Source organism: Burkholderia lata, assembly GCF_902499025.1.
Lineage (GTDB): Bacteria > Pseudomonadota > Gammaproteobacteria > Burkholderiales > Burkholderiaceae > Burkholderia > Burkholderia lata_C.
On sequence record NZ_CABVPW010000007.1, the window covers coordinates 176637 to 189318 of the forward strand.

Here is a 12682-nt window from a genome sequence, read left to right on the forward strand (position 1 = left end):
TGGGGGATTCGATTGATTCAACGGAGATGTCGGAATGGCTTTGTTTGACGCACCACGGACGCTGTCGGTTTCCGGCGTGGCGCTGCCGATGTACGGTGGTCAGTCGATCCTGACGCCGGTGAAGCTCGCTGGCGGCGAAACGATTGGCGAATTATTCGAGTACGTCCTGGAGTTGAAAACGCCGGATGCACTTGGGTTTTCGCAGAGCATCGCTGCGAACGTCAATCTCGATGCATTGATCGGCACGGAAGTGACCGTATCGATCCAGCTCGAGGGCAAAGGACGTTTCATTCCGGGTCTAGCCGGCGCCGCCGGAATGGCGAACGTCGGTGCTGGCGCACGTGAGATCACTGGTGTTGTCAGCCATGCGACGATCGTGCGTGAAGACGGACGGTCGATCGTCTATGAGCTCACGCTCCGACCGTGGCTGTGGCACGCGACCAAGAACTTCGATTGCCGCATCTTTCAGGATATGTCCGTTGTGGAGATCACCGATGCGGTGCTCTCGGTATACCCGTTTCCGGTCGAAAAACGACTCACGACTCCGCGGCCGAACAAGGTATGGCCCAAACGGGACATCCAACGCCAGCACCTCGAAAGCGACTGGACATTCCTGCAGCGCTTGTGGGAAGAGTGGGGCATTTATTACTTCTTCGAGCACGACCAGGGCAAGCATCATCTCGTACTTTGCGACTCGATGGGGGCACTCAAACCGCTGAGTGATGCCTATGCCGTACTTCGCTACGATCCGCCGACCAGTCGACGGATCGACGAGGAACACATTCACGAATTCTCGGTATCACATGCGCTGACCACGGGCGCTGTGACGAGTGTCGACTACGACTACACGTTGCCGCGCGCAAATATCAAGGTGACGCGCGAAGATCCCCGCGACACCGGACTCGCCCATCAGGAGCAGTACTCGTGGGGGGATTATGCGCAGCCTCAAGCCGGCGCGGCCGGTCTTTCAGGCGACCACAACGAGCCGCGCACGGAGGCGGAGTATCTGACGCTGGTGCAGATGCAGGCATGGCGTTGCCAAGGCTTGAGGGCTTACGGTAAGGGCAACTTGCGCGGCATAACTACCGGGCAGACATTCGTGCTGGCGCACTACCCGCAGGACGCGGCCAACCGAGAGTATGCGGTCGTCGGTTGCATGCTGACGATTGAGGATATTGGCGAAGCGTCGGGTTCCGGCCAACGTTACCGCTGCGAAGCGGATTTCACGCTGCAGCCGACCAACGAGCCATTCCGGCTGTTGCGCACGATCGCGAAGCCGCGCATGACCGGCGTCGAATACGGCGTTGTGACGTGTCCGGAGAATCAGGAAATATGGACCGATGCATATGGCCGCGTGAAGCTCCAGTTTATGTGGGACCGGCTCGGCAACAACGACGAGCGTTCAAGTTGCTGGGTGCGCGTGGCCGGTGCATGGCATGGCGATCAGTTCGGTGGAATCTTTCTGCCGCGTCGAGGGCATGAGGTCGAGGTCGCTTTCGTCAACGGCGATCCGGACTTGCCGATCATCGTAGGTAGTGCGACCAATGCGTTCAACATGCCGCCGTTCGCGCTGCCAATGAACCAGACGCTGGCGGGTTATCGCAGCCGGGAGGTCGGCGGCCGGCGCGCGAATACGCTCGCCTTCGACGATACGAACGGAAAAATTCAGGCGCACCTGTCGAGCGACGAAGGCACTTCGCAGTTGAATCTGGGGTATATCACGCGCATTGCCGGCAATGCGGGGCGGCAGGACGAGCGCGGTCGGGGTGTCGAATTGCGCACGGATGGGGACGGCGTCTTCCGCGCGGCGACGGGCATGTTGCTCACGACGGAAGGCCGTCCTAACGCGCAGGGCCATGCCAAGGGCGTGTCGGAAGCGATTCGGCGGCTCGAAGATGCACAGAGCTTGCATGTCGCGATGAGCAGGGCAGCCCAGGAAGGTGAAGCCCAGGAGGCCGACGGACACCAGTCCGATTTGGCGAAGACGATTAAAGCGCAGAACGACCAGATCCGCGGTGTCGCGAGTGACGGAAATCCGTTCCCGGAATTTTCTGAGCCCCATCTGATGATCGATGGTAAGGCGGGTGTTGAAATCACCACGCCTGCAACGATTCACGTGGCTGCGCAACAAGTCGCAGTCACGAGTGAAGGGCATGTTGGCGTCGCCAGCGGTCGCAGCCTCTTTGCAAGCGTGCGTGACACGATCAGCCTGTTCGCGCAGCGTGCGGCAATCCGGATATCGGCCGCGCTCGGTGACATCGTTCTTCACGCGTTGACCAGTTCGATCAAGCTGGAGTCTGCGAAGTCTATCCAGTTACTGACGAAAGTCATTCAGATCACGGGCGTTGAAAAGCTGGAGCTGCAAGGCGGCAAGACTCGCATGGTGCTTGACGACAGTGGCGCCCAGATCTTTACGCCGGGCAAGTTCGTTGCGTTCGCATCCACTCACTCGCTACCGGGACCGAAAGACTCGCCGGTCAGCCTTGCGCCGAAGAGTATCTGCATCGAGTGTCTCATCAAGGCCGCCAGAGGCGGTTCGGCGCTGGTGCCACGGCGATAACTTCAACCTTCGGATAGATAGCATGGTCAATAGCGCTTGTTTCTCACGGTTGGGAGTTTTCCTGAAGAAGATGCTGCCGGGACTTTGCCTGTCATTGGCGGCTTGCGCGGGAGGACAACCAACTGGCACGACGGTACAACTTGAGGTGCCAAAAAAGGTCCAGCTACTGGCTGGGGATTCCAAGGCATTGAACTACACATCTTGGTACATCCATTCTTTCGCGCTTTTCGGACCATCTGGAAGCGGTATCGGGGGAGGGGGGGGGAATGTGGTGGCGGTAAAGGCAGACGGAAGGCCATCCGAAGGGGGGGGGGAAATGCTGTACCAGTCTGCCTGCTGAATGGCAACCGGATCTGAAGTTGACGGTGCGCTGGCTGGTGGAGAAGAGAAGAACGGACGGAAAGAAGTGGGGCTACTGGTACAAAGCGGAGAACGTGCAGATTGCTCCGTACGCCAGTGGGAACACCGGTGACGCATGGGCCATTTTTTTACCGGGAGATCGGGTGCGCATCATGCTGACGGATGGTAATCGCGATGGCGGGAACAACCCGAACATTCGCCCGGCAGACAACGATCCCTACGTTGCACAGGGCGTGATCGACGACGAATGGAACCGGCGTTATCCGCCGGCTCATGATTGAGAAAGGGGATGCAGTCATGATTCGATGGCGTATTGCGGTAACCACCATGCTGTCGGTGCTCTGCCTTTCATTGGGTGCTTGCGCGGGCGGACAACCAACAGGGGTAACAGTACAACTCGATATGCCCCGAAAGGTCCGGCTGCTGGCTGGGGACACGAAGGCATTGAACTACACACCTTGGTATATCCACACGTTCTCAATGGTTGGTCCGCGCGGAAGTGGCATTGGAGGGGGAGGGCCGAATGTAATGCCGATCCAGCCAAGCGGGAGACCATCAGGTGGTGGCAAAGCCGTTTGTTGCACGAGCCTACCCGCCGAGTGGCAACCGGATCTGAAGTTGACGGTTCGCTGGCTGGTGGACAAAAAGCAGGATGGAATAACTCCAGGCTACTGGTACAAAGCGGAGAACGTGCAGATTGCCCCGTATAGCAGTGGGAACACGGGTGATGCGTGGGCCATCTTTTTGCCGGGAGATCGGGTACGCATCATGCTGACGGATGGTAATCGCGATGGCGGGAACAACCCGAACATTCGCCCGGCGGACAACGGTCCCTACGTTGCACAGGGCGTGATCGACGAAGAATGGAACCGGCGATACAGAAAGGGGGGGATGCAGTGATGATTCGATGGCCCGAGGCAATGCCGGAAGGCGGCCGGTTGCCGCTCTCCCAAAGCGAAGACGCGTACAAGCAGGGCGCCCTGCGGATGCATGACGAAACGCGGTCGTGTCAGAAAACGCTGCAGATCAGTCTGTTCTTTGACGGTACGAATAACAACGATGCGCCGGACAATCCCAACGATGCATCGGGTAATCCACTGCGCGATTCGCTCAATCATACTCATACCAATGTCGCGCGGCTCTTCAATGCTGCAATCCATGATTCCGACAATGGCATTTCTAAGTTCTATCTCCCGGGTGTCGGTACGCCGTTGCCAGAAATCGGCGAAATGACTTACCTACAGATGGGCAAGGCGATGGCCAAAGGATTCAATGCGCGTTGCGTGTTGGGCTATGTTCGCGTACTGAATGCGGTCTACTATGCGATCGCGCCAGACAAGACCTTGCCTTTGATCACCCGTGAACAAGCAAAAACGTTATGCGACGCCGCCGCAGACGGTGACGTCAGCGGGTTCGAAGAAGCGATCCAGACGCTGGGCGTGACCCACAAGCTTGCGGTGGATGCCCAGCATCCCCCCGGGACGATCAGGAAAATCTGGATCAACGTGATTGGTTTTTCCCGTGGGGCCGCCGGCGCGCGCGCATTCGTCCACAAGCTGGTCAACAGTTGGGCGCCCGGCGGCAATCTCGTCAAGTTCGCCGGCAAGTACGCGCTGCCGTACCAGGTGAATTTCCTAGGGTTATTCGATACCGTCGCATCCGTGGGGCCGCCTGACTCGACCCGTGCGACCGTCGACGTCGGGTCTTTCGACGGGCACTTTGCCTTTGCCAACGACGGTGCAATGCGCATCCCCGATTCGGTTCGCTACTGCGTTCATGCGTTCTCGATCCACGAGCAGCGCATGAGCTTTCCGGTCGATTCGATCCGCGAGGTGGGGGGAGCTTATCCAACCGGCATACGCCACGAGATTGCCTATCCCGGCGTGCATTCGGATGTCGGCGGTGGCTATGCGCCGAACGAACAGGGCAAGGGCCGTGATCCCGATAAGGGTGACGGTGGCAAGCTAAGCCAGATTCCGCTGCACGACATGTACATTCATGCGCTCAAGTATGGCGTGCCAATGTTGAAGGGTGACGAGATTCTCTACAGTCCGTTAAGAAGGGCCGATTTCGCGTTGTTTCCGGAAACGATCGAAGCCTTCAACAACTGGCTGAAAACCGCCGGGCCGATCGGGCGCATGGAAGATGCGATCAAGCACGGCATGGCTGAGATGCTGGCATGGCGGACGCTACGTGCTCAGCCGGAGACGCCCGAATACGTGGCCAGTCGGGAATTCTTCCTCAAGGCGAAGGAAGACGGCATGACGCCCTTCAAGGTTGAAGAGGCACTGGAGAAAGCGAAGAAGTCTGATCCGCAGTTGAAAGCGCTCAAGGCTAAGCGAGCGCGGCTGCAGGTGCAGAAATCCCAGGAAACGGGAAATCATCGCTATCCGGCCAACATGCCCAGGATTATGGAGCTGAACGCGCAGATCGCGGCAGTCCAGCTGGAGATCGACCGACGCACGGAAGCACTGTGTGGCGAGGTGGCTCATCCGGACGCCGACGATGCGGCGCCAGCGCGGCCCGGCGAAGGTGCCTGTGACATTACAACCAACGAGCAGACCGATTTGCGCCAGGGTGCGGAGGAGATGCGCCTGCTGCTGGGCTACTTGCATCCTGAGGATCGCGAATCGAAGTGGAAGGTCACCGTGACCTTACGGATGGACTCGGCACTCCGACAATACCCGGACGCGGGTACGACGACAACGACACTTTCTGTGAAGCACGAGCAGCCTGGCAGTGATACCCCCGAGGTCAGGCTTGCCGAGAGCGGAATTCTGCTCGCATCGACATGGAGCACGATTTTCAGCATATTCAGTCCGCCAAATGACATCGTGGCGGCGCCCGCACGCGGTGTCGTCAGTTTCCTGAAAAAGCATGCCTCCATGGACGCCGCCAACCGGCTCCAGAAGGAGAGCATCGTCCTGCTCGATGACTATGTCCACGACAGTCGCATCTGGTTCCGCGTGCCCTGGTTTCACGAATACGCGCCGGGCGGTTATGGCTGGCCTCGCGTGATCTTCGAGGGCGGTAAAAAGCGGATAGCTTATCTGGGTCTGACTTCCGAATCCGAACTGCTGGTGGCCGGGAACACCGGTAAGGCCGCATGGGCGTAGAGGCAGGAGAGGAAGTCAACCATATGCAACAACGCGCACAATCATTCGGTCTTGTCGACGGGGCAGCCAACCCGGTGGGGATCTTGCCTTTACTTGAGCAGTCGGGCACGCAGTTCGTTTCGCTCTTTGACGGGTTGCCTGAAGAGCAACTTGGACCGGCTTCTCTATTTCTTGCCCGTATTGATGATCCGGCCGCAACGTGGGTAAGCGAGCTAGATCGAATTGACCTTCACTCGCCATGTCTCACGCTTGTCTGGAGCCGTGTCGGTTTGCAGGAACTCGCCACGCATTTTCGCGCGTTCCTGTTTGCAGGGATCGGGGACGGTATGACCGCGATGGTCCGATTCTTCGATCCTCGCAATACCGGTGCGGTGCTAGATATGTGGGGTAAGCAGATCGGCGATGTGTTCATGGCGCCGATCGAACGGATCAAATATCGCGGGCGTCACGCACAGTGGCAGACGGTCGAAAATGATTCGCTGAATGTCGGGCGAATTTCCCGATCCGTGATGATCGAGCTTGACCAGAAGGATGTTGACAAGCTGATGGCGCATACCGAGCCAGATGAACTCATCGCATCGCTGATTGACCTGGGACACATCGATGAAAGCTTGCCTTACAGGAGCCGCTTCACCGAATTCGAGCCCCGGTACCGACGGGCACTGGAATGGGGATTCACCGAACCCGGAGACCGGTTGGCCTATTGCAACTACTCGTACCGCTACGGAGTAGGTTTTGATCGGCACCGGTACATTCGCGACGCACTGACGGCTCGTTGTCGAACTGGCGAGGGATTCGACGCGATGGTGGATCAGATACCTGGATGGGTATGGGGCGAACTCAAGCGCGAGAGTGAAGCTGGATTGCGCGCGCAATCTTGACAAGTCATCGACTCGGAAAATAAACATGGCGCTGAAAATTATCGTGGTCGGCGATACGACCTCGCACGGGGGCCGAGTCATCAGCGGCTCGGAAACTCACACCATCGGCGGTCGGCCGATTGCCCGGCTGGATGACTTGGTCGATTGCCCCGAAAAATATTCGGATGGTCGTCCGCACGGGGTCAACCGGATTGTCGAGGCACATCCGACGTTTACCATCGGTAACCGACGCGTGGCGATGCACGGTCATCGCACGGAATGCGGTTGCACGCTGATCGGCAGTGTCTCAGCGGACGCTGGAGGCTAACGTATGGCGACAATGAATTTTTCGGCTGACGAGGCTAAGGAACAGTCTGCCGTTGAAGAAACCGGTGGATCATCTTCGGCCAGCGTCCCGATCGCTTTCAGCGATGGAGATACTTTCGCAAAAGCGATTCCAGAAGATCTCCCGTCGGAACCGTTTGACCAGCGGTTGGCTGCGGTTCGCGTGGCACGGAATCCGATGATGGAGGCGTCCCGTGTTTTGCTCCGCGCTCAGGCGGACATGCCCGATATGTTGACGTCGAACCAAGCCATTGCCTGGTTAAAGTCGTTGCTTGAACAGGAGGTTCGAATATTCGAGAAGCTGTGCGAGCAGGCAAACATCCGACGCGACCACATGATCGGCGCGAGCTACTGCCTGTGCACGGCACTGGACGAGGCCGCAACGCAAACCGCATGGGGCAAGGAGGGCTCGTCGGCGATCGAATGGATCCAAGGGGGGCTCGCGACTACTTTCCACAGAGACCTCAAGGGCGGCGACAAGGTCTATTTGCTGATCGGTCGGTTGCTGGAAGACCCTCACGAGCATCGAGACCTGTTGGCAGTGATTTACCGCATTCTCAGTCTCGGCTTCCAAGGACGCTACCGAGGCGTGACCGATGGTCCACGCAAGCACGACGCGATTCGTCAGCGGCTCTACAACGTGATCACGTCGCAGCGCGAACCCGTGCCGCTGACGCTCTCACCCCACTGGCAATCGACCGCGAAAGGCAAGCGCCTGTCGTTCACCGATTTTCCGGTGTGGATTACCGTCACCGTCGCGTCGGTGATCCTGCTCGGACTGTTCGGATGGTTCAAGTACGAACTGTTCAGTCGCAGCGCGGACGTCCAGAAACAGATTGCCGACATCGCCCGCATGACACCGCCACCGGCGCCACCACAGCAACTGCATCTCAAACAGTTGCTCAAGGATGAAATCGCGGCCGGCACTGTCAGCGTCGATGAGGATGCCCGCCACAGCGCCGTCACGTTCCGCGGCGATGCGATGTTCAAGCCCGGTGGCGCTTCGGTTCAGGCATCGATGAATCTGCTGATTTCGAAGATCGCGGCCGAGATCGCCAAGGTGCCGGGCAAGGTAACGATCATCGGCTACACAGACAACGTGCCGATTCGCAGCCGGCATTTCGCATCGAATCAGGTGCTGTCGGAAGAGCGTGCCACCCAGGTCATGCAGATGCTGCAAGCCGCTGGGGTGCCGGCGAACCGGCTCGAGGCCGTGGGCAAGGGCGACGCCGATCCGGTCGGCGACAACCGCACCGCGCAGGGGCGTGCGCAGAACCGGCGCGTCGAGATCGACGTCGCACGATAAGCCAGATCCGTTTCCGGAATAACACATGAAGAAGTTCCAGTTCCTGTCGTTTCTGGCCTCGCGCCAGTTCCTCGCGTTCCTCGCACTGATTGTCGTCGCACTGGTGATCTGGTTCGTCGGCCCGTTTTTCTCGTTTGGCGGACTCAAGCCGTTTGCCTGGGCCGGCATGCGTGTGCTCCTGATTGCACTGTTGCTCGCCGGCGTGCTGCTCTGGCTCGTGGGCTGGTCGACGAGCGTCGTGTTTGCTGCATTGCTTTGCTTGCTGATCTGGTACGCCGCGCCGCTGCTCTCGTTCGGTCACGTCGTGCCATTCGAGCCGGAGTCGGCCCGACTCACCGCGATCGCGCTGGTGGTGGCCGTTTTCGTTCTTGTCGGGATGTTCCGCCTGTGGCGGAAAATGCGCGAAGACGATGCGTTCCTGAAGAAGATGCTGCGTATGGATCGCCGCAAGGATGAATCGCCTGCTGCACCACGCTTGTCGAAAATCGAAGAGATCGTGACCAGCGCGCTCACGCGCCTCAAATCGATGCGTACTGGCGCGCGGGGTCTTGGCAAGCTGTTCCAGGGAAAGCGCTATCTGTACGAATTGCCGTGGTACATCACGCTCGGTTTGCAAGGATCCGGCAAGACCAGCGTCCTGATGAACGGCGGACTGGTATTTCCCGTTGCCGAGCAGATGCAGCGCGCGGCCGGGGCTCCGGCCGGCGACGCTGCCGCGGTGGACTGGTGGCTGACCAATGACGCAGTGTTGATCGACACGGCCGGCTACTACACGCATCATGGCATGTCGACGGCCGAGGACGACGATGTGCCCGTCTCGGAAACGGGAAAGCCGGCAACTGGCGTTCCGGGCAAGGACGACGCGGATGCTCAGCCGGCTGGAGGGGCTAAAGAAGATGCGAAGCAGCATGAGGCGTCGCAATCGAAAGCTGCCGCCGTGTCGACAGCCAGTGGCCATGTCGTTCCGTCCGGTCAAGGTGCGGGTGAACGCCGACAGAAGATCGATCGCGCCGAATGGCTTGGATTTCTGGGCATGCTGCGCCGGCATCGGCCTCGCGCGCCGATCAACGGGGCGTTGCTGACGATCGATCTTGCCACGTTGGCGGGCGCCGACGAACAGGCGCGTGTGGCAGAGGCTGCCGTGTTGCGCGCACGGCTCGCCGAACTAAGACAGGAGCTGGGTATTCGTTTCCCTGTCTATGTGATGGTCACGAAGATGGACCGTCTGACGGGTTTCTCCGAGTATTTCGGGGCGCTGACAGCCGAGGGGCGGGCGCAGACGTGGGGCTTTACGCTTCCGTATGGCAAGGAAACGGTTGCGAAGGAAGGGCTGCGGGCCCGCTGCCACGCGGAACTTGCCGAACTCGCGCAACGGCTTGGCGGTTCGATCGAAACGCATCTGCAGGATGAGTACGATTCGCGCAAGCGCCGGTCGCTTGCGGCGCTACCTGAAGAGTTTTCCGCACTGCTCGGACCGCTGCTCGACCTGATAGACCGGGTGTTTCTCGATTCACGGTACGACGATACCCAGCTCCATTCGACGTTGCGCGGCGTGTATTTCACGAGTGCGCGGCAACGGGACAGCGAGATCGCAGCGGAGCGCGGTACAGTCGTTCAACGCCTTCTGTCGACTCAGGGCCATGCTTCCACTTCGTCGGCGCGTGCCGAGGGCAACCAAAGTTTCTTCCTGCACGATCTCCTGACCCGCGTCGTGTTCCCGGAAGCGCATCTCGTGAGTCCCAACCTGCGTTGGGAATACCGCTACCGGCTGTTGCGCCTGATCGGCCACGCATTGGCGCTGCTGTTGTTCGTGTGGCTAGCGATTGGTTTGCGCGTGAGCTTCGGCAACAACAGCGACTATCTCGACACGATTGGCGGCAAGGTGCAGGCGCTTACCGCTCGCGTCACGGCGTTGTACAAGACACCCGAATTGCAAGCCGTACCCGACACGCTGACGGAAGCGCGCTATCTGCCGACCTTCCCGGGACTCGACCTGTCCGCCCCGGACATCGCGTGGCGCTACGGTCTCTACACGCCGGCGGACATTGCAACCGAAAGTCGCCACGCCTACGATGCGCTCGAAGACAATCTGCTGTTGCCGCAGATCGTGCATCGTCTGGAAGACGTCATGTCCGGTGCGATTGCCAACAGGGATCCAAGGGCCGCCTACGACGCGTTGCGCGTGTACCTGATGCTGTACGACAAGGCGAAGTTCAATGCAGGTGACGTCAAGGCATGGGTGCTCGACGACTGGGCTAAGACCGACAGCGCGGCTGCTTTCGGTGGAAGAGCGTCGATGATCGACCACGTGCAACAGCTCTTCTCAGGGGAGCGTGTTGTGCAGTCTCCGTTGATCCGCAACGACGCGCTGCTACACCAGACACGCGCGTTTCTCGACGGCAGCAACGCTACCGACCGTCTTTATCAACGTGCGAAGGCGGCAATGCTCAAGGAAGCACCCGATGAGTTTACGTTGCTGCGCGCAGTAGGCCCGCAAGCCGGCACGGTATTCACGCGAGCGAGCGACGCACCCTTGTCGCGTGGCGTGTCGGGGCTTTTCACGTTCGACGGCTATCGGAATCTGTTCGACAAGCGGCTGCCCGAGTTCATACAGATCGCTCGCGATGATGACGCATGGGTGATGGGCCGCTCGTACTTGGGCGATGCTCAAAAAAAAACGGCTGAGATTGTGAGTAACGCCGCCGGAACGGAAGATGCGTTGACCGACGCAGTCCGTCGCGAATACCTGATGGAGTACGCCCAGCAGTGGGAAGCGTTTCTCAACGACATTCGGACCGTAAGCGGTACGAGTCTGGCGTTCAATCTGAAGGTGCTGCGCAGCTTTGCGGCGCCCAATTCTCCGCTTGCACGTCTCGCCCGCGCGGCGGCTCGCGAAACGACGCTCACGCAGCAGTCGGCTGCGTCGAATGGTTCGCTGCTGCAGAAGGCCGCCGACCAATTGAACCAGAAAGCCGACAAGGCGCTGGGTATTCGGGCGTCGGAGCGTGTCGAACGGGAGCTCGTCGACAATCGTTTCGCTGCGTTGCGCGAGGTCGTGACGGGAAACGCGGATGCGCAGCTCGATGGGCAATCGGCCGGCGCGCAGTCTGACAAGACGGGGCTGGACGGCGTTGCCAACCTGCTGAACGACTACTACACGGCGCTTACCGTCGCAGATAACGCGCTGTCGAACAACAGCATGCCGCCGGCGAGCGACACGGCCGCGAAGCTCAAGATGGCCGCCGACACGATGCCTGCACCGTTCCGCGCGATCTTGCTCAAGCTCGCTGCCGATGGGTCACGCGAGGTCAATCAGGGAATCGGTCAACTGCTGTCGAGGCAGATGCAGGCGGTGGTCGGCGACACCTGTCGGCTGACGGTCGAAGGAAACTACCCGTTCTCGCCTGACAGCAAGCGCGACGTCGGCATTGACGACTTCACGCGCGTGTTTGCGCAGGGGGGCGTGATCGACGACTTCTTCGAGAAGACGCTGGCGTCATTTGTCGATACATCCGCAAAGCCGTGGCGTTATCGAACGCTGCCCGGTGCGACGGAGCCCGTACAGGGGCCGAGTCTTGAGCCGTTTGAGCATGCGAAGGCGATTCGTGACATTTTCTTCAGCGATCCTAGCCACAAGCAGATGACGTGGAAGGCCGATATCCGGATTCCCGAGCTGGCTCCAACCATCATGAGTCTCTCGCTCGACATCGACGGGCAGACGACGCTTTACCAGCACGGTCCGGTCGCGCCTTTCGCGGTCACATGGCCGGGACCGCGTGGCGGCGTCCACGCGGAGATCACGGCAAGCCCGCGCATCCGGCCGGACACGTCGACGATTTCAACCGACGGTCCGTGGGCATTGATGCGGCTGCTTCAGAAAGGTCAGGTGGTCGGAGCGGCCACGCCGGGCCGCACACGAGTCGCGTTCAGTTTTGACGGGCGTGAAGCGGCGCTCGATATCGCGAGCGCTGGCAGTGTCGCGAATCCGTTGACGAGCGATGTACTGAAGACGTTCCGGTGCCCGACCTCGATGGCGATGTTCAATTTGCCGGATAGCGGTCCCCCGCCGGGATTGCCGCAGGGCATGTTGCCGATAAACGCGGGAAGCGTTTCCCGTTGAATCGAGAGGGGCGTC

At 59.9% G+C, this 12682-nt stretch carries 8 protein-coding genes; all 8 read left to right on the plus strand.

The genetic code is table 11. The annotated features are described in order from the left end of the window. Window positions 1-34 precede the first annotated feature (34 nt). The 8 genes from BDI24065_RS09575 to tssM all read left to right on the plus strand — a co-directional run bounded on the left by BDI24065_RS09575 (window position 35) and on the right by tssM (window position 12667). Entirely contained in the window at window positions 35-2560 is a 2526-nt protein-coding gene (locus BDI24065_RS09575) for a type VI secretion system Vgr family protein (protein WP_175031029.1), read from the plus strand. A gap of 359 nt (window positions 2561-2919) precedes the next feature. Beyond that, entirely contained in the window at window positions 2920-3201 is a 282-nt protein-coding gene (locus tag BDI24065_RS41015; protein ID WP_254609716.1) for a DUF3304 domain-containing protein, read from the plus strand. Between the two features lie 16 nt (window positions 3202-3217). After that, entirely contained in the window at window positions 3218-3820 is a 603-nt protein-coding gene (locus BDI24065_RS09585) for a DUF3304 domain-containing protein (RefSeq protein WP_175031030.1), read from the plus strand. Next, window positions 3820-6036, plus strand: coding sequence for a T6SS phospholipase effector Tle1-like catalytic domain-containing protein (locus tag BDI24065_RS09590; protein ID WP_254609717.1), 2217 nt, complete (start codon window positions 3820-3822; stop codon window positions 6034-6036). Before BDI24065_RS09585 ends, BDI24065_RS09590 begins: the two co-directional genes overlap by 1 nt. Before the next feature lie 23 nt (window positions 6037-6059). Beyond that, entirely contained in the window at window positions 6060-6917 is an 858-nt protein-coding gene (locus BDI24065_RS09595) for a DUF4123 domain-containing protein (protein WP_175031031.1), read from the plus strand. 25 nt (window positions 6918-6942) lie between these two features. Continuing rightward, window positions 6943-7224 (plus strand): PAAR domain-containing protein, encoded by a 282-nt coding sequence (locus BDI24065_RS09600; RefSeq protein ID WP_175031032.1) that lies wholly within the window; start codon window positions 6943-6945, stop codon window positions 7222-7224. 12 nt (window positions 7225-7236) lie between these two features. Then, on the plus strand, window positions 7237-8547 hold the full coding sequence (tssL, locus tag BDI24065_RS09605) for a type VI secretion system protein TssL, long form (protein WP_175031078.1): 1311 nt from the start codon (window positions 7237-7239) through the stop codon (window positions 8545-8547). Between the two features lie 25 nt (window positions 8548-8572). Next, window positions 8573-12667 carry a type VI secretion system membrane subunit TssM gene (gene tssM, locus BDI24065_RS09610; protein WP_175031033.1) on the plus strand — a complete coding sequence of 1365 codons (4095 nt, stop codon included), beginning with the start codon at window positions 8573-8575 and terminating at the stop codon, window positions 12665-12667. The last annotated feature ends 15 nt before the right edge of the window (window positions 12668-12682 follow it).

What these genes read in the sequence shown, in the direction of transcription:
- BDI24065_RS09585 (WP_175031030.1), top strand. Translation starts at nt 3,218, where the DNA reads ATGATTCGATGGCGTATTGCGGTAACCACCATGCTGTCGGTGCTCTGC.
- BDI24065_RS09590 (WP_254609717.1), top strand. Translation starts at nt 3,820, where the DNA reads ATGATTCGATGGCCCGAGGCAATGCCGGAAGGCGGCCGGTTGCCGCTC.
- tssM (WP_175031033.1), top strand. Translation starts at nt 8,573, where the DNA reads ATGAAGAAGTTCCAGTTCCTGTCGTTTCTGGCCTCGCGCCAGTTCCTC.
- BDI24065_RS09600 (WP_175031032.1), top strand. Translation starts at nt 6,943, where the DNA reads ATGGCGCTGAAAATTATCGTGGTCGGCGATACGACCTCGCACGGGGGC.
- tssL (WP_175031078.1), top strand. Translation starts at nt 7,237, where the DNA reads ATGAATTTTTCGGCTGACGAGGCTAAGGAACAGTCTGCCGTTGAAGAA.
- BDI24065_RS09575 (WP_175031029.1), top strand. Translation starts at nt 35, where the DNA reads ATGGCTTTGTTTGACGCACCACGGACGCTGTCGGTTTCCGGCGTGGCG.
- BDI24065_RS09595 (WP_175031031.1), top strand. Translation starts at nt 6,060, where the DNA reads ATGCAACAACGCGCACAATCATTCGGTCTTGTCGACGGGGCAGCCAAC.